Below are 17,252 nucleotides of genomic sequence, written 5' to 3' on the forward strand. Positions count from 1 at the left end.
ATGACGATTCCGAAACACGAGCCGCGCGAGGTCTTCGATCGGGCGATCGAGCATACGCGGACGCTTTCCCCGGCCACTTTCGATCAGTGGTTCGGGGGAGTTCAGTTCGATGATCTGACCGACGGCGTCCTGACGCTGCGTGTCCAGAACGAGTTCGTCCTCGAGTGGGTCAGGGACAATTTCCTGCCAGCGCTCACGGACAAGATCCGAGAGCTCACCGGCTGGTCGGTCCAGGTCGCGTGGACGGTGGATCAGAACCTCGACGCGCCCATTGCGCAGCGCGTGGAGCTCACCCCGGTGCGTCCGCGGGCGCTCGTGGTGCGTCCGACCAGCGCGGCGCCGGTGCCGGCGCCCCGCCCCGAGCCGGCGCTCCGGCGCGTCCCGTCGATGCCGGACGACCTCAACCCGAAGCACACCTTCGCGAGCTTCGTCGTGGGCCCCTCGAACCAGCTGGCGCACGCGGCCGCGATCGCGGCCGCGGGCGGCGGGGGACGCCGCTACAACCCGCTCTTCATCTGCGGCGGCACCGGGCTCGGCAAGACCCACCTCATGCACGCGATCGCGCACCGCGTCTTCGAGGGCAGGCCGGACGCGCGGATCATCTACGTCTCGGCCGAGAAGTTCACGAACGACTTCATCACGGCCATCCAGCACCACCGGATGGACGAGTTCCGCACGCGGTACAGGTCGAGCTGCGACGTGCTGCTCGTCGACGACATCCAGTTCCTGGCTGGACGCGAGCAGACGCAGGAGGAGTTCTTCCACACCTTCAACGCGCTTCACACGCTCGACCGGCAGATCGTGGTGACGAGCGACAAGTACCCCCAGAACCTCGAGCGCATGGAAGAGCGGCTCGTCTCGCGGTTCTCCTGGGGGCTCGTCGCCGACATCCAGGTGCCGGAGCTCGAGACGCGCGTCGCGATCGTGCGGAACAAGGCGGCGCTCGAGGGCATCGCGCTCACGGACGACGTGGCGCTCTACCTCGCGCAGATGGTCCGCTCCAACGTCCGCGAGCTCGAGGGGACGCTGATCCGGCTGGCGGCCAAGAGCTCGCTCACGGGCCGCCCCGTCGACCTCCCGTTCGCGCGCGCCGAGATCACGGCCACGTCGCCGCCGCGCGCGCAGATGATGAGCGTCGAGGACATCCAGCGCGCGGTGTGCCACCACTTCCACCTGCGCTCGATCGACCTCACCTCGAAGGACCGCCACAAGAGCGTGGCCTTCGCGCGCCACGTCGCGATGTACCTCTGCAAGCAGCGGCTGAAGTGCAGCTTCCCGGAGATCGGGCGGGCCTTTGGCAACCGCGATCACACGACGGTGATGAGCGCCGTCCGCAAGATCGAGGCGCAGCGCGACTCGGATCCGCAGGTCCGCGCCCACCTCGAGGCGCTCGAGAAGAAGCTCGCCGACGAGTGAGCCGCGCCCGCGCGACGCGGAAGACGCGCGCGCAGCACGAGCGCGACCTGCCGGCTACCGGGCCCTCGGTCCGCTAGCGGGCCGCGTGTCGCGTGGATCTCCGCGCGACGCGCGACGCGCGACGAGCGCGCGAGGTCAGAGCTCGGACAGCGCGGAGCGCGCGTCGTCCGCGACGAGCTTGTTGCCGTACGCGGACGCGAGATCGAGCACCTCGGCGAGCTCGCGCCGCGCCTCCTTCACCAGGCCCCGCTGCTTCAGGAGCGCGCCGAGCAGGTACCGGCTCTCGAGCGCGTCGGTGCGGTAGGAGCGCGCGTCGGCGTAGCGCGCGAGCTCGCGCAGGAGCTCGCCGGCGCCGGCCGCGCCGCTCAGCCCGTCCAGGTAGGCGAGGTGCGCGCGGTTGATGGAGGCGAGGCGCTCGTGGCCGCTCTCCTCGGCGAGCTCCTTCGACTCGGTGAGCGACGCGTAGGCGCGCGGCAGATCGCCGAGCCGCCGGCTCGCGTCGCCGAGGTTGTGCAGCGCGGCGGCGGTCTCGAAGCGCAGGCCCGCGGACCGGGCGAGGTCGACGGCGCGGGCGGAGCTCTTCACCGCCGCGTCGAAGTCGCGCAGGAACACGTGCACGAGGACGCGCTGCTTCTCGCGCTCGCTCGCCGCCGCGATGTCGCCCGGATCGCCGAGCGCCTCCGCCCGATCGAGGGCGCGGAGCGCCGCCGCGATGTCGCCCGTCGCCGCGCGCGTCTGGGAGATCGCGAGCAAGAGCCTCGGATCGTCGATCGCGCCCGTCGCCTCGAGCTGCTCGACGGCGCGCTCCGCGCGCGCGAAGTCGCCCGTCCGGACGCCGATCTCCGTCTCGCACGCGAGCGCCTTGCGGCGGAGGTCCTCCCGATCGCCGGCGAGGGCGTAGGCCTCCTCGAGCCTCGCGTACGCGTCGGCGAAGAGATCCACCGCGCCGAGGGCGCGCGCCAGGTCGACGCGGGCCGAGAGCTTCTGCTCCGGCGTGCCGGCCTCGTCGATGCGCCGCAGCGCGCGGGCGGCGACGTCGACGAGATCCGGCGCGGAGCGCACGCGCACGACGACGTCGGCGAGCGAGCCGAGCCACCCGGAGAGCTCCGCCGGCGAGCGGTGGGCGTGGTCGCCGAGATCGAGCGCCTGGAAGATGAGCCGGAGCGCCGGATCGAGCTGGCTCGCGCGGATCTTGTGGAGCGCCGCGCGCGCGTAGAACGTGGCGGCGCGGTCGCGATCGCCGGCCTGGTAGAAGTGCTGCCCGATGCGCTCGGCGTGCTCGGCGCCGTCCTCGCCGACGACCGCGACGTACGCCGCCGCGGCCGCGGCGTGCAGCTCCCGGCGGAGCTCCGGCGGGATCGCGTCGAGGACGATCTCCCCGTGCATGGGCGACGCGAAGCTCGCCTGCGCGGGGCCCTTGAGCCGCAAGAGGTCGCGGGTCGCGAGCCCGGAGATCGCGCGGCTCACGGCCGGGAGCTTCTGCTGGAGGAGCGCCGCGAGGACCTCGGTCGGCACCGGATCGCCGAGGATGGCCGCCGCCTGGAGCACGGCGCGGTCGCTCGGATCGAGCCGCCGCACCCGGGTCGCGATGAGCGTGCGCAGCGAGCGCGGCACCGCCGACGCGCCGTCGAGCCGCGCCTTCACGACGCCGCTGACGACGCTGAGCGCGCCGGAGTCGCTCAGCTCCTTGATGAGCTCCTCGAGGAAGAGCGGGTGGCCGCCGGCGCGCTCGCGGCAGAAGGCGACCACGTCGGGCGGCAGGAAGTTCGCGCCGATGCGCGCCGACATGAGGCGCGCGCTGTCGCTGTCCGAGAGCTCCCCGACCTTGAGCCGGTAGAAGTGGGGGTGCGCCTCGAGCAGCGGCGGCGGGTCGCTGCGCGTCGCCAGCATCAGCACGGCGCGGAGCCCGCCGGCGCGGCCCGCGGTGGCGAGCAGGGTCTCGGCGGTGAGCTGGTCCATCGCCTGCGCGTCGTCCCACGCGAAGCAGTGGAGGCGATCCTCGCAGAGGCTCTGCACCATGCGCGGGAACGCCGTGCGCAGGATCGCGGTCGTCCCCTGCGGCGCCCGCCTCTCGGCGAGCGCCGCGCCGAGCTGACCGAGCACGGCCGCGGACTCGTCGTCGCGCAGGCCGAGCGCCCGCAGCCGCGGCAGCACCGCGCGGATGCGCTCCTCGTCGTCGCCCTCCTGGATGCCGCAGAGCACCTGGAGCATCGCGGTGAGGCCGCTCCACGGGACGTCGGCGCCGTTGTGCGGGCACGAGGCGACGTAGACGCCGACGTTGTAGTCGCCCTTCGAGAGCCGCCGCTCCATCTCGGCGAGCAGCCGCGTCTTGCCGATGCCGCGCTCGCCCTGGATGACGACGATCTGCGCGCGCTTCCGCGTGGCGGCGGCCAGGATGTCGCCGAGCTGCTTGAGCTCGTCGCGGCGGCCGATGAAGCGGCCGTGCGCGCCGTCCGGGGGCTGCGCGGACGTGACGACGCGCCCCCCCTCGGGCGCTGTCCGGCCCGCGCCGGGCAGCTCCTCCGTCGCGAACGCGTTGCGGAGGACGCGCCCGGTGAGGTTCGACACGGCGACCTGGGACTCGGTCGCGCGTGCGAGCGCCTGGGCGGAGGCGATGAGCGAGGTGAGCCGCTCGTCGCGGATCGGGGCGCCGGCGCTGTCGACAAGGATGCGGGCGAGGTGGATGCCGGCGGAGACCGCGGCGCCCCCGCCGCGCGAGCGCAGGACCACGAGGGCGGCGCGCGCCGCGGCCTCCGTGTCGCGGCCGTCGGCGTCGCCGAGCCCGAAGATGGCGACGAGCTGCGACGCCTCCTGCTCGAGCAGCAGCGCGCCATAGCGCGCCAGCACGTCGCGGGCCCGCGCCATGCGCCTCGCCGCGTCGTCCTCGGATCCCGTGAAGATGAGCACGAGCGCCGTGACCTCGCGCCGCTCGCCGAGCCCGCGCGCGGCCGGGCCGCTGTCGGCCTTCTCGAGCAGCTGGAGGAGCCCCGACGCCGAGCGGCTGCGCGTGCTCGCCGTGTGCGGCACCTCGACCGGCGTGCGCTCGTTGGCCCCGTTCGGCTCCTCTTCGAGCACGGCGCTCGCCTGGATCTCGGCGCTCTTCTCCTCGTGGAACGGCTCCAGGAAATCGGCGAGGTCGTTCGCCCCGAACCGCTCGGCGGTCGCGTAGAAGAAGCCGAGGAGCGCCTCGTGCAGCCGCCCGGCGTCGGGGAACCGATCCTCGGGGTCCTTCGCGAGCATCGTGCTCACGACGTCGACGAGCGACCGGGGCACGTCGGGGCGCACGAGCGCGAGCGGCGGATACTCGCTCGCCTGCAGCCGCCGCATGATCTCGAACGCCGTCGGCGCCGCGAACGGGTTCGACCCGGCGAGCATCTCGTAGAGCACCGTGCCGAGCGAGAAGAGATCGCTCCTGCCGTCGATCGCGCCGGCGCGCGACTGCTCGGGGCTCATGTAGGCGAGCTTCCCGCGGATCCTCCCTGCGCGGTTCTCGCCGACCTCCTCGTCGGTCATCGATTGCGTCGCCTTCGCGATGCCGAAGTCGGTGACCTTCACCTCGCCCTCCCAGGAGAGCAGGATGTTCTGCGGAGAGATGTCGCGGTGGACGATGCCGAGGGGGCGCGACTGCTCGTCGCGCCGCCGGTGCGCGTGATCGAGCGCCTTCGCGATCTCGGCCGTCATGAAGACGGCCATGGCGAGGGGGATCGGCTTCTTCGCCCTCCGGCAGCGGGCGAGGAGCGTCGCCAGGTCGAGCCCGGGGACGTACTCCATCGCGATGAAGTAGCTCGTCGGATCGCCGTTCGGATGGTCGACGCGGCCGAGGTCGAACACCTGCACGATGTTCGCGTGCGAGAGGCGCACGGCGAGCTTGGCCTCGTGCACGAACATGTCCACGAAGCGCCCCTGCTCGGCCAGCTTGGGGAGGATGCGCTTGATGACGAGGACCTTCTCGAACCCCTCGACGCCGAAGCTCTTCGCCTTGAAGACCTCGGCCATGCCGCCTTCGCCCAGGCGCTCGAGCAAGCGATACCGCCCGAAGGTCTCGCTCAGCATCGCCCCGCCTGCGCCCCACGCAGCCTCGCGCCTTTGGCGCGCGCGGCGCTCCGGAGGGGACGGCCCGCGATCGGCGCGCGAGCCGGCGCCGCCGCGCCGGCCGCGTCGCCTAGCCGCGCGTCATGTCTCGACGGCCTTGTTTGCGCCGGCGTCATCGTCCCCTCCATACATCGACTCCGCGATCCGGAACGCCGCCCCCTCGAGACGCGCGTACGCGTCCCGGAGCGCGTCGAGGTCGCCGCCGGCCTCGAGCAGCTTCCGCAGCGCCGCGCACTCGGCGTGGACCTCGCCGAGGAGCTCGGCGTCGAGCAGATCGCCGTAGCCTTCGAGGGCCTGCTCGGTCGTGTAGACGAGGGTCTCGGCCTGGTTGCGGAGCTCGGCGAGATCGCGCCGGAGCGCGTCGGTCTCCTTGAACCGCTCGCCCTCCGAGACGAGCCGCTCGACCTCGTCCGGCGTGAGGCCGCTCGTGGGGGTCACCCGGATCTCCTGCACCCGCCCCGTCCCGAGATCCCGCGCCTCGACGCGGACGATCCCGTTCTCGTCGATGCGGAAGGTGACCTGGATCTTGGGCAGCCCGCGCGGCGCGGGAGGGATGCCGGTGAGCTCGAACCGGGCGAGGCTCCGGCAGTCCGCGGCCATCTCGCGCTCGCCCTGGAGCACGTGCACGGGGACGAAGCTCTGGTTGTCGACGCTCGTCGTGAAGATCTCGCTCCGCTCGGTGGGGATGGTCGTGTTCCGCGGGATGAGCTTGAAGCTCACGCCGCCGCCGGTCTCGACGCCGAGCGACAGCGGCGTCACGTCGAGGAGCAGCACCTCGTCCACCTGTCCGGAGAGCGCGGCGCCCTGCAGCGCGGCCCCGACCGCGACGACCTCGTCGGGGTTCACGCCCTTGTTCGGCTCCCGGCCGAAGAACTCGCGCACCGCCGCCTGCACCGCGGGCATCCGGGTCATGCCGCCGACGAGGACCACCGTGTTGACGGCGGAGACGGGGAGCTTGGCGTCCCCGAGCGTCGCGCGACAGACGTCGATGGTCCGCCGGATGAGGCCCTCGCAGAGCATCTCGAGCTCGTTGCGCCGCATCGTCCGCTCGAGGTGGAGCGGCCCTCCGCCCGGGCCGACGGCGATGAAGGGGATGTTGATCTCGGTCTCGAGCGACGACGAGAGCTCGTGCTTCGCCTTCTCGGCCGCCTCCTTGAGCCGCTGCAGCGCCATGCGGTCCCGGCGCAGATCGATGCGGCTCTTCCCCTCGAACTCGTCGGCGAGCAGGTCGATGATCCGCTGGTCGAAGTCCTCGCCGCCGAGGTGCGTGTCGCCGCCGGTCGCCTTGACGCTGAAGACCCCGCCCGCGATCTCGAGGATCGAGATGTCGAACGTGCCTCCGCCGAGATCGTAGACCGCGATCGTCTCGGCCTTCACCTTGTCGAGGCCGTAGGCGAGCGCCGCGGCGGTCGGCTCGTTGATGATCCGGCGCACGTCCAGCCCGGCGATCCGCCCTGCGTCCTTCGTCGCCTGTCGCTGCGCGTCGTCGAAGTAGGCGGGGACGGTGACCACCGCCTCCGTCACGGGCTCGCCGAGGAACCGCTCGGCGACCTGCTTCATCTGGCCGAGGATCACCGCGGAGATCTCGGGCGGTGAGTAGTTGCGCCCCTTGACCTCGACCCACGCGTCGCTGTTCGGCGCCTCGACGATCTTGTAGGGAGCGAGGCTGATCTGCTTGCTGACCTCGGGCGCGGTGAACTTCCGGCCCATCAGCCGCTTCACCGCGTAGATGGTGTTCTGCGGGTTCGTGACCGCCTGGCGGCGCGCGACCTGCCCGACCAGGCGCTCACCGCTCGCGGGAAAGCCGACCACGGACGGCGTGGTGCGCGCGCCCTCGGCGTTCGGGATCACCCGAACATCGTTGGCCGAGGCGACGCCTGCCCCTTCGACGACAGCCACGCACGAGTTCGTCGTCCCGAGATCGATGCCGATCACCTTCCCCATATGCGGCGAAAGATACTACAGGCCTGGATGCTCGCCGGGTGGGGAGACGACCTGGGCGCCCGCGATATTTGGGGAGATCGTGCGGCGAGGTAGCGGGGCACGGCAGATCCCGGACAGGATCACCGCCAGGATGCGCACCGTGCCGAGGGTGTGCGCCGAGGGAGCCGGCGCGACGCCGCGCGGAGGATCAGTTCGCCGCGGGCGCCGGCTCGACGGGCGAGCCCTTCGAGACGACGACCATGGCCGCGCGGATCAGGTAATCGCCCAGCATGTATCCCGGCTGGACCTCCGCGATCACGACGCCGGCGGGGTGCTCGGTCGAGTCGAGCTGCTGGATGGCCTCGTGCACGCTGGGATCGAAGGGCTTGCCGACCGCGGCGATGCGCTTGATGCCCATGCGCTCCAGCGTGTCGACGAACTGCTTCGTCACGATCCGGACGCCCTCGGCGACCGACTTCACGTCCGGCGCGCTCTCGGCGTGGCTGGCGGCGCGCTCGAGGTTGTCGAAGACCGGGAGCAGATCCTTCAGGATCGCCTCGCGGCCGCGGCGCTGCGCCTCTTCGACCTCGCGCCGGGAGCGCTTACGGAAGTTGTCGAAATCCGCGGCGGTGCGCAGCAGCTGCTCGCGCATCCGCGCGGCCTCGGCCTGCACCTCGCCTAGCTTGTCTTCGGGGCTGGGGGCCTGCTGCTCCGCGGCCTCTGCGCGCTCCGCCCGCGCGTCGGCCGTCTCCCCCGTGTTCTGGTTCGACCCATTTTGTTCCGAATCGCTCATAGGACGGCGGCACTATAACCAGCCGCGATCCGCTGGCAATCGCCAGGCCCATGGTCGGTCCGGAGGCGAGCGCCGGCGCCCGAGCGCGTCGGCGCTCGCCGCCGCGCCGGCCCAGGACGCCCGCGGGTGGGGGGGGCCGGCGCGCGGGCGCTCCGGACGCGCTCCAGACGCGCTTCGGACGCGCAGATTGCCCGGGTCTCCACGATCCGCTGCGGGCGCTGCATCGAGCGTTTGCTCCGACCCCCCGCCCGGCGTTAGATCGCCCCCCATGAGCATCGCCACAAGCCCCGCCGCCGAACCTCCGCCGGCGAACGCCTCGACGTCCGCCAGCGCGCCGCTCCTCGCGGCGCAGAAGCACCTGCTCGGCAACTACCGCCAGCCGCCGTTCGTCCTCGACCGCGGCAGGGGTTGCGAGCTCTTCGACACGGAGGGGCGCCGGTACCTTGACATGTGCGCGGGGGTGGCTGTGGCTTCGCTCGGGCACGCTCACCCGCGGCTCGTGGCGACCATCTCCGAGCAGGCGGGTCGCCTGATGCACGTCTCCAACTATTTCTTCAACGCCGAGAACCTCCGCCTGGCCGAGGAGCTCTGCGCGAAGACCGGCTTTGACCGCGCCTTCTTCTGCAACTCGGGCGCGGAGGCGAACGAGGCGATGCTCAAGCTCGCGCGCCGCCATTTCTTCAACCGGGGCGAGGAGGGGCGCTACCGGATCATCGCGTTCGACAACGCGTTTCACGGCCGCACCCTCGGCGCCGTCGCCCTGACCGGGACGCCGAAGTACCGCGAGGGCTTCGGCCCTTCGCTCGACGGCGTCACGCACGTGCCGTACGGAGACGTGGCGGCGGTGCGCGCGGCCATGGGCCCGGACGTCGCGGGGATCCTCGTGGAGCCGGTGCAAGGGGAGGGCGGCGTGCTGCCGGCTCCGGCCGGGTTCCTCGCCGAGCTGCGGCGCATCACCGACGAGCACGGCGCGCTGCTGCTCATCGACGAGGTGCAGACCGGCATCGGGCGCACGGGGCACTGGCTCGGCGCGACGTACGACGGCGTCCAGGGCGACGCCGCGGCGCTCGCGAAGGGGCTCGGCGGTGGGTTCCCGGTCGGCGCGCTGGTGCTGCGGGAGCGGCTCAACGGCGCGCTGCCCCCGGGCTCGCACGGCTCGACCTACGGCGGCAACGCGCTCGCCTCCGCCACGGCGCGCACGGTGCTCGCGGTCATCGAGGAAGAGAAGCTGTGCGAGGCCGCCCTGAAGCGCGGCGAGCAGCTCGGCCGCGGCCTCGCCGCGATCGCCGCGCGGCTGCCGGGCGTGTGCCTCGGCGAGCGCGGGCGCGGGTTGCTCCGCGGCCTCATCCTCGCCCCGACCGTCGACGCGCGCGCCGCCCTCGGCCGCGCGCGCGATCGGGGCGTGCTGCTCACGATCGCGGGGAGCAGCGTGCTCCGGTTCACGCCGCCCCTCATCGTGAGCGAGGCGCAGATCGACGAGGCGCTGGCCGAGGTCGAGGCCGCGCTCGCCGAGACGCCGGCTGCAGGTTGAGGTGGTCGCCTCGCGCGCCGCGGGTCCCGCCGTCGCACCCGTCCCGTGCTCGGGCTGCAGCAAGCTGATCGATCCCCTGCGCGCGGGGCAGGTGGCGATCTTCGATCAGCGCTTCCATTACTTCTGCAACGCGCGGTGCCGCCACGCCTTCCTCGGTGAAGCGCCGCCTGCGCCGGGGGACGGCCGGCCTGCGGGCCTCGCGGCCTTGGGCGCGCCCTTCGCCGGCGCTCCTCCCCGGGGGCTCCCGTCGGGCGCGCCGCCCGGCGCCGGCGGGCACCACGCCTCCACCCCGCGCACCCCGCGCGCGGAGCCCGCGCGGGCGAGCGCCGACGAGGGCGCGGCGCGCGTCGCGGATCTCGACGCGCCGATCGTCGACGCGTTCCCGCCCGTGTCGCTCGACGAGCGGCTCCCGGACCTGCCCGTCCTCGACGACGATCGCGCGCTGCTCGAGCCCATCGGGAACACCATCCTGAGCGAGGAGCCGCAGCGCTACGATGCGGTCGAGGCGCGGGACATCGGCGCGCTCCTGCTCGTGCTCGCGATCATCGCGGGGACGCTGGCCGTCGCGCTCACCCTCGCCGGGGACGCGAAGCTCGTCATCGGCGCGCGGATCGTGCTCGCCACGGTGAGCGCCGGGATGCTCCTTGGCCGCGCCGCCACGACCGCGCGTGACGCCACCGATCCGCACCCTGCGCCGATGCTCGCCCCTGTTCTTGGCGGGCTCGTGGCCGCCGTCTGGGCCCTCTTCGGTCAGGACCGCGCCCTCGCGGCCGAGGCCGCGTCGCTCGCCGGCGTGATCGCCACCGCCAGCGCGATCAGCGCGTGGCTCATCGAGAGCGCCCGACATCGCGTGTTCGCGGAGCGGGCGTGGATCGGATCCGTGCTCTCGACCCCGGCGCGCCGGCCGCCTGGCGCGTGGGCGCAGGGCCAGGCGCCCGCCGACCGCGCCCCTCAGCGCGGCGGCGACGGCGGTCCTGTCGAGGGCGCCGGGGATGAGCTCTACGAGCTGCGACCGGGCGAGGGCGTCCAGGTCGACGCGGGGGAGATCGTCCCCGTCGACCTCGTCGTCACGGGCGGCGACGTCGAGGTGCTCCCCTGGATCGGCGCGACCACGCCGACCCGCCGCCGCGACGGCGACCCGGTCGTCGCCGGGGCCACCGTGGTCCGGGGTCGCCTCGTCGGCGCGTGCACCTTCTCAGGCGGCGATCGCGCGGTCGCGCGCGTCCTGCTCGACGCCCGCCGGCGCGCGGACGCCCTCGCGCCCATCGCGCAGGCCTCCCGCGCCCTGACCGAGCGCTGGGCGATCGGCGCCGCGGCGATCGGCGCGCTCTCCGCCTTCGTCGCCGGGCGCGCTCCGGTCGAGATCGCGATGACCGCGGCCGCCGTGCTCGCCGCGCTGTCCACGGCGATCACGGCCTCCATCGCCTCGGTGCACGTCGCGCGGGGCATCTTGCTCGGGCTCCGCCGGGGCATCGTCTACAAGAGCGCCGACGCCTGGGATCGCGCGGGGAAGACCTCGGTCGCCGTGTTCTGCGCCCGCGGCACGCTGCTGCTCGGCGAGCCGGAGCTCGCGGAGCTGGAGGCGACCGGCCAGAAGCTCAAGCCGAGCGACGTTCTCGCGCTCGCGGCCGGGGCGGAGCGCACCGAGGAGCACCCCGTCGCGACGGCGATCGTCCGCGCCGCGCGCGCCCGCGGCTTGCGGCCCGACGGCGTGCGCAACCCCAACTTCCACCCCGGCCTCGGCGTGACGGCCGTCACCTCGTCCGGCGAGGAGCTCTGCGTCGGCAACCGCGCGCTCATGCTCGAGCAGCGGATCTCGATCGCCGCGGCCGAGAGCCGCGTCGCCGAGCTCGAGGCGCTGGGGCGCACGGTGGTCCTCGTCGCTGTCGGCGCTCGCCTCGTCGGCATCATCGGCCTGCAGGACGGGCTGCGCCCCGGGGCGCGGGCCGCCATCCAGCACCTGCTCGACGCGCAGATCGAGCCCGTGCTGATGTCGGGCGACGCGCGCGAGACGTGCGAGGCGATCGGCCGCTCGCTCGACATCGATCACATCCGCCCCGAGATCCTCCCCGCGGATCGCGGCACGGAGGTGCGTCGCCTGATCGACGCGGGCACGAGCGTCGCCGTCCTCGGCCACGCGGGCGTCGACGACGCCGCGCTCGGCGCCGCGGACGTCTCCGTGGCGCTCGGCGCCGCCGGCTCGGCGCCCGCCGACTTCTCCACGGTCCTCGCGTCGGACGACGTCCGCGACGCCGCGCTCTCCCTCGCGCTCGCGCACCGCACGCGCCTCGAGGCGCGCGTCGGGCTCGCGCTCAGCGTCGCCCCGGCGCTCGTCGGCGCCGCGGTCATCGCCGCGTTCGTGCTCCCGCCGGCCTACGCGCCCATCGCCTCGCTGCTCGGCGGCGTCATGGCCGTCGTCCACGCCCGCGCGCTCGACGCGAAGAGCTGAGCGCCGGGCGCGCTCGCCGGCGCGGGGCTCCTCGCCGCGCCGGGGGCCGGCTACGAGACGTCGGGCGTGGTGTCCTTCGCGTCACGGCAGTCCGCGCAGACGCCGTACATCTCGTGCTTGTGCCAGGTCACGTCGAAGCCGTACTTCGCGGCGATCTCTTCCTGGAGCGCCTCGATCCGCGGCTCCTCGAACTCGATGATCTTCCCGCAGTTGACGCAGATCAGGTGGTCGTGGTGCGTGCTGGCGTCGTCCGCCAGCTCGTAGCGGCTAAGGCCGTCCCCGAACCGGCGCTCGGAGGCCACGCCGCACTCCGCGAGCAGCTTGAGCGTGCGGTACACCGTCGCGTACCCGATGCCTCGGTCGTGCGCGCGCACCTCCGCGAGCAGGTCCTCGATGGTCATGTGCGGGGCGCCGGAGAAGAACGTGTCGACGATCAGCCGGCGCTGCGCCGTCGATCTCAGCCCCTTCTTCGCCATGTACGCCTGGAGGCGAGCGCGGAGCCGGTCGAGGGCAATTTGGTCCACGTGGCTGGCGCCGCTCCCCTCTCTCTCCATGACGGCCATGGCAAGTTTATCCCGTTCGCGGCGAACCGCGTCAAGGCCGGTGACCGAACCTACGTGGCGCGACCTCGCCGATGCTGCCCGTGCCTCGCTCGTCGGCGCTACTCGCCGACCTGCGCCATGTAGCTGATCTGAGCCGCCGAACCCCCGAGGGGGCTGAGCAGCGTGATGGGCGGCGCGACCAGGCCGGCCGCCGCCGTGTTGTCGATGACGACGTAGTAGAGGCCCGGGCGCAGCGCGTAGCGGCGGGTCTCGATGATCCCGGGCTGGAGAGGGCCGCCTGCCTGCACCGGGCCTGGCGGGGGTCCGAGCGGCTTGCCGGTCTGGTACGCCTCGCGCCAGGCGTCGCCGGTGGGCTTGTCGACGATCATGAGGTCCACGGGCGCGCCCTGCGCGCTGACCTTGAGGTAGAGCGCCTGGTCCGAGTCGGCGACCTCGAACGGCCCGAGGTAGTCGCGCTGGTTCGCGTACACCTCGACGGTCTCGTTCGCGAACGTGTACCGCTCCTCGTCCTCCGCCTCGAACGGGTGGTGCGGTCGCTGGGGCGGCATGAGGATCCCCAGCGTGAAGTCCTTCCCGGTCTCCTCGTTGTAGAGGACGGTGAACCCGCGGGTCAGCTCGCCAGCGACGATCTGGTTGCCGAGCAGGTTGGCGAGCCCTCCGAACGGCGGGACGTTGGCCATCACGTCGATGACCGGGTTCTCGACGTAGCCCAGCTGGAAGCTCGGGCCTTGCACGATCCGGTTCAGCCGTCCCCACACGTAGACGTTATCGTCCGCGAGCTGGAAGTCGGGTCGGTACTCGACGGACGTCGTGAGCGAGAAGCCCACCCGCTTGGCCGGCTGCATGTAGCCGTAGCCCGTGCCGGCGATGTGGACGGTGATCGTCTGGGCCGCGTCGTTGACGTCGTACGAGCACTGCATCGGGAAGAACCGCCCCATGGACGCCGATCTGTCCTGCAGGCGCAGCGAGACCCCGCTCTTCAGCATCTCGGGGCAGATCTTGCTGGCGCCGAAGTTCGAGAACAGGAACCAGCGGAGGGCGGGGCTCGCGTTCACGGGACCGCTGACGCAGGGGCAGCCGACGAACGTGAACGACAGCGCGACAGCGGCGAGCGCCAGCGCGGCGGACGCGCGGGAGAGCGGGGGTCTTCGTGCGGGCACGCGGGCTAACATAGCGGGTCGACCTCGGAGGGAGAGCGGGTTTGCGCGCGGGAGGACGGCCCCTCCCGGATCAGCGCACGAGATGCCATTGGACGCCGGGGGTCACCTCGAGATGCAGGTGATTTTTGTGCGCCCGGTCGTAGTTGGGCGTGAGGATCGACGTGAAGATGTGCTGGTCCATGGCCTCGCACACGATGGATCGCAGCTCTCGCGCTGCCGCGTCCGCTGGAGGGCCGCTGCCCGCCCCCTTGCCGGCCCCGCGGGGCCGGCCGGTCGGGCCGGCGCTCTCGCCGCAGACCGGCGCGCCGCGCCTGCCGACGAAGTCGCGCTCCACCTCGAGCCAATCCTCCGCGAACCCGCCGCCGACGCGCTCCTTGATGAACCTGTAGGGGTCGATCGCGAGCCCGCCGGGGTGCCTCGTGGCGAGCCTGCCCTCGGGCCACATCCTGGCCGGAGGCCGCCAGGCCGAGAACATCAGCACCTCGTCGACGTCGTGCGCGCGGAGGATCCGGCTGAAGTCCGAGAGCGCGAGCGCGAGGCGGCAGTCGAAGACGTCGTGCGGGTTTCCCGCGCGTTGATGGGCCGGCAGCGCCGTCCGGTAGAGGACCCCGCCGACACCTTGCATCAGCCGCACCGGAGCGAGCACGCCCGGCGCGCGCTGCACCGGCTCGAACGCGATCTTCCGCTGCGTGAGCGCCGCACGGCATTGCTCCGCGCTCATGGCCGCGTAGCGCGCGGACGGGTGCTTCGCCCAGTCCTGGTGGTACCTGACCTTCGGCTTGCCCTGCGCGCTCGGCGCGGCGGCGAGGGGGCCGAGCGCGAGGGCGAGCGCGCAGGCAGCGGCGGCATGGCGTGCGGGCGGCATCGTTGCGGTACATCCTCGTGCGAAGCAAGGCAGGCCGACCCTCTCGGGGGCCAAGTGACCACGTGCACGTGGCCGAGTAGCCGAGTGGCCGACCGCGCCGCCATCCGGTGGAGCGGGCCCCCCCGTGCGTGGGGGGTTGGCTGCCGATCCTACCGCGACATTTGACCGGGCCGCGCGATCCCCTCAAAATGGGTCGCATGCGCGTTCGTGGGTCAAGCGCCCGCACGTGCAGCTTGACGTACGGGAGCGAAGGTCCGGCCCGCATGGCTTCCCGGTCCGGGCGGTCCCTGGTCCAGGTAGCCACGGCGGCGCGCTTGTACGCTGCATGCAACTGATATGAGTGATCTTTCCAACCGAGCTCGAAAGATCCTTTTCGCCGCGGTCACCGAGTTCATCGCAACGGGCGACCCAGTTGGCAGCAGGACGCTCGCCCGGAAGTACGGGCTGGATCTCTCGGCTGCTTCGATCCGCAACGTGCTCGCTGACCTCGAGGAGGCCGGGTACCTCCACCAGCCGCACACCTCTGCCGGGCGGATCCCGACCGATCGCGCGCTCCGGCTGTTCATCGACGCGCTCGTCGAGCTCCGGTCGCTGTCCCCCGAGCAGCAGGCCGAGCTGAGCGCGAGGTTCACCGAGATCTACGCGGGGGCGAGCGATCCGCTCCGCGAGACCGGGCGCTACCTCTCGGAGCTGTCCGGCGCCGCGGCGATCGTCGCGGCGCCGCGGGCGGAGCTCCGCGCCCTCGCCCAGCTGCGCTTCATCCCGACCAAGCCCGGGCAGCTGCTCGCGGTGCTCGTCTTCGCCGACGGCTCGGTCGCGAACCGCTTCATCTCGGCCGACGAGGCGATCAACGAGAGCGAGCTCACCCGGATCCACAACCTGCTCACCGACGTCATCGAGGGGCGCACCCTGGGCGAGATCCGGGACCTGTTCGCCCGCCGCCTCGCGGACGAGCGCCTCCAGATCGACGCGCTGAGGCGCCGCGCCTTCGAGCTCGGCAGCAAGGCGACGGCCGACGTGACCCGGCGGAGCGAGGTCGTCATCGAGGGGCAGAACCGCCTGATCGATCTGCCTGAGTACGCCGACGTCGACCGGCTCAAGAAGCTGATGAAGGCGCTCGAGGAGCGCGAGGAGCTCGTCGATCTGCTCGACCGGACGCTCGCCGCCGGCGCGGGTGAGGTCACCGTGTTCGTCGGCAGCGAGGCGGGCGACCTTGGCGGAGGCCAGCTCAGCCTCGTCGCCGCGCCGTACATGGAGAACGGCCGCGTCGCCGGGACCGTGGGCGTGCTCGGCCCGACGCGGATGGACTACGCGAAGGTCATGCCGCTGGTCGACGCCACGGCCGCGGCGATGACCGAGGTCCGCGGCAAGGTCAAGTAGCGCCCTTCCGCTGCGGCTCGCGGAGCCGATCGAGCACGTCGTCGAAGTCCGGGGGCGGCGGCGCCTGGAAGCGCATCGGCCGGTCGTCGGCCGGGTGGTTGAAGCCGAGCTCGGCCGCGTGGAGCATCAGCCGCGCGGCCGGGACCCTCGTCCCTCGGTAATCCCGCACGTAGACGGTCTCGCCGACGAGCGGGTGCCCGGCCTCCGCGAGGTGGATGCGGATCTGGTGCGTGCGTCCCGTCTCGAGCCGGCACGCGACCAGCGTCACGCCCCCGGCGCCGGCCCCCTCCTGCGGCCCTCGGAGCACCTCGATCGGCTCCACGTGTGTCACCGCGAGCTGCCCCTCGCGCCGCCCCTCTCGCGCCGAGCCGCGCAGCCCGTCGCCCCGATCCTCGACGAGGTAGCTGCGGTAGGTGCCCCGCGGGACGGCGCCGTGCGCGAGCGCCAAATACTGCCGGTGCATCGCGCGGACGCGGAGCTGCTGCGCGAGGTGCTTCTTCGCGGCGAGCGTCCGCGCGAAGACCAAAAGCCCGCTGGTCCCCTTGTCGAGGCGCTGCACCACGCCGAGCGGCGCGCGCCCGCGCAGGCGGTCGCGCCTGGCCAGCACCTCGCGCACCAGCGCGTCGAGGGTCGCGGCCTGCTCCGCGGGGGCCTCGTCGCCGTACGGGATGGTGCTCACCCCGGCGGGCTTGTTCACCACGACGACGCTCGCGTCCGCGTAGACCACGAGCTCGCCCTCGAGCTTGCGCCGCCGCACGGTTTCGGGCCTCGGCGCGTGCAGGCGGACCTCGATCAGCTCCCCGCCGAGCACCCGCCGACGGGCGCTCGTCGCCACCGCGCTCCCGACCAGCACCTTGCCGGTCTCGATTAACCGGCGCGCGTCGGACCACGAGACCGCGGCCAGCGCACGGACGGCCCCGTCCAGCGGGCGCCGATCCAGCTCGGCGGGCACCGTCCAGCGGCCATCCTGCGGAGGTCGTACCTGGGCGGCCGGGTGGACCCCGGTCGTTTCGGCGGATTTGTCTTCGTGGCTCGGCGGAGTGGCGGGTCGGAGCGGACGCATGTAGAGCTCACCGGGGC

At 72.8% G+C, this 17,252-nt stretch carries 11 protein-coding genes; 4 read left to right on the forward strand and 7 right to left on the reverse strand.

What is annotated here, in order from left to right; translation table 11 throughout:
* On the forward strand, positions 1–1,416 hold the full coding sequence (gene dnaA, locus WMF39_RS00005; protein ID WP_437743512.1) for a chromosomal replication initiator protein DnaA: 1,416 nt from the start codon (positions 1–3) through the stop codon (positions 1,414–1,416).
* Between the two features lie 135 nt (positions 1,417–1,551).
* On the opposite strand, the gene WMF39_RS00010 is transcribed toward dnaA, so the two are convergent.
* From WMF39_RS00010 to grpE, 3 genes are all read right to left on the reverse strand, one after another.
* The gene (locus WMF39_RS00010) at positions 1,552–5,469 is read right to left on the reverse strand and encodes a serine/threonine-protein kinase (protein WP_437743513.1); all 3,918 of its coding nucleotides are present in this window, start codon (positions 5,467–5,469) and stop codon (positions 1,552–1,554) included.
* A 120-nt stretch (positions 5,470–5,589) separates the two neighbouring features.
* Positions 5,590–7,452, reverse strand: coding sequence for a molecular chaperone DnaK (gene dnaK, locus WMF39_RS00015; protein WP_437743514.1), 1,863 nt, complete (start codon positions 7,450–7,452; stop codon positions 5,590–5,592).
* Positions 7,453–7,639: 187 nt separating this feature from the next.
* Positions 7,640–8,224, reverse strand: coding sequence for a nucleotide exchange factor GrpE (gene grpE, locus WMF39_RS00020; protein WP_437743515.1), 585 nt, complete (start codon positions 8,222–8,224; stop codon positions 7,640–7,642).
* A 268-nt stretch (positions 8,225–8,492) separates the two neighbouring features.
* On the opposite strand from grpE, the gene WMF39_RS00025 reads away from it, so the two are divergent.
* Together WMF39_RS00025 and WMF39_RS00030 are read left to right on the forward strand one after the other, a co-directional pair.
* Positions 8,493–9,755 carry an aspartate aminotransferase family protein gene (locus WMF39_RS00025; protein WP_437743516.1) on the forward strand — a complete coding sequence of 421 codons (1,263 nt, stop codon included), beginning with the start codon at positions 8,493–8,495 and terminating at the stop codon, positions 9,753–9,755.
* A gap of 1 nt (position 9,756) precedes the next feature.
* The gene (locus WMF39_RS00030) at positions 9,757–12,204 is read left to right on the forward strand and encodes an HAD family hydrolase (RefSeq protein WP_437743517.1); all 2,448 of its coding nucleotides are present in this window, start codon (positions 9,757–9,759) and stop codon (positions 12,202–12,204) included.
* Between the two features lie 50 nt (positions 12,205–12,254).
* Here the strand turns inward: WMF39_RS00030 and WMF39_RS00035 are convergent, their stop codons facing one another.
* The 3 genes from WMF39_RS00035 to WMF39_RS00045 form a co-directional block, all read right to left on the reverse strand.
* Positions 12,255–12,767 (reverse strand): Fur family transcriptional regulator, encoded by a 513-nt coding sequence (locus WMF39_RS00035; RefSeq protein ID WP_437743518.1) that lies wholly within the window; start codon positions 12,765–12,767, stop codon positions 12,255–12,257.
* A 98-nt stretch (positions 12,768–12,865) separates the two neighbouring features.
* Positions 12,866–13,927 (reverse strand): hypothetical protein, encoded by a 1,062-nt coding sequence (locus WMF39_RS00040; protein WP_437714927.1) that lies wholly within the window; start codon positions 13,925–13,927, stop codon positions 12,866–12,868.
* Positions 13,928–13,997: 70 nt separating this feature from the next.
* Complete coding sequence (locus tag WMF39_RS00045; protein ID WP_437743519.1) at positions 13,998–14,792, reverse strand: hypothetical protein; 795 nt, start codon at positions 14,790–14,792, stop codon at positions 13,998–14,000.
* Positions 14,793–15,128: 336 nt separating this feature from the next.
* Here WMF39_RS00045 and hrcA point away from each other — a divergent pair, with 336 nt between their 5' ends.
* Positions 15,129–16,172: a heat-inducible transcriptional repressor HrcA gene (gene hrcA / locus WMF39_RS00050; RefSeq protein WP_437743520.1), complete on the forward strand. Its 1,044-nt coding sequence runs from the start codon at positions 15,129–15,131 to the stop codon at positions 16,170–16,172.
* Here hrcA and WMF39_RS00055 read toward each other — a convergent pair.
* Positions 16,165–17,124: an RluA family pseudouridine synthase gene (locus WMF39_RS00055; RefSeq protein ID WP_437743521.1), complete on the reverse strand. Its 960-nt coding sequence runs from the start codon at positions 17,122–17,124 to the stop codon at positions 16,165–16,167. The two genes, hrcA and WMF39_RS00055, sit on opposite strands and share 8 nt — an antisense overlap.
* Positions 17,125–17,252: the final 128 nt, after the last annotated feature.

Source organism: Sorangium sp. So ce1504, assembly GCF_051521635.1.
GTDB classification, from domain to species: Bacteria; Myxococcota_A; Polyangia; order Polyangiales; family Polyangiaceae; genus Sorangium; species Sorangium cellulosum_B.

Excerpts from the sequence above, each read along its gene's own strand:
- dnaA (WP_437743512.1), top strand. The coding sequence starts at position 1 with ATGACGATTCCGAAACACGAGCCGCGCGAGGTCTTCGATCGGGCGATC.
- WMF39_RS00010 (WP_437743513.1), bottom strand. The coding sequence starts at position 5,469 with ATGCTGAGCGAGACCTTCGGGCGGTATCGCTTGCTCGAGCGCCTGGGC.
- dnaK (WP_437743514.1), bottom strand. The coding sequence starts at position 7,452 with ATGGGGAAGGTGATCGGCATCGATCTCGGGACGACGAACTCGTGCGTG.
- grpE (WP_437743515.1), bottom strand. The coding sequence starts at position 8,224 with ATGAGCGATTCGGAACAAAATGGGTCGAACCAGAACACGGGGGAGACG.
- WMF39_RS00025 (WP_437743516.1), top strand. The coding sequence starts at position 8,493 with ATGAGCATCGCCACAAGCCCCGCCGCCGAACCTCCGCCGGCGAACGCC.
- WMF39_RS00035 (WP_437743518.1), bottom strand. The coding sequence starts at position 12,767 with ATGGCCGTCATGGAGAGAGAGGGGAGCGGCGCCAGCCACGTGGACCAA.
- WMF39_RS00045 (WP_437743519.1), bottom strand. The coding sequence starts at position 14,792 with ATGCCGCCCGCACGCCATGCCGCCGCTGCCTGCGCGCTCGCCCTCGCG.
- hrcA (WP_437743520.1), top strand. The coding sequence starts at position 15,129 with ATGAGTGATCTTTCCAACCGAGCTCGAAAGATCCTTTTCGCCGCGGTC.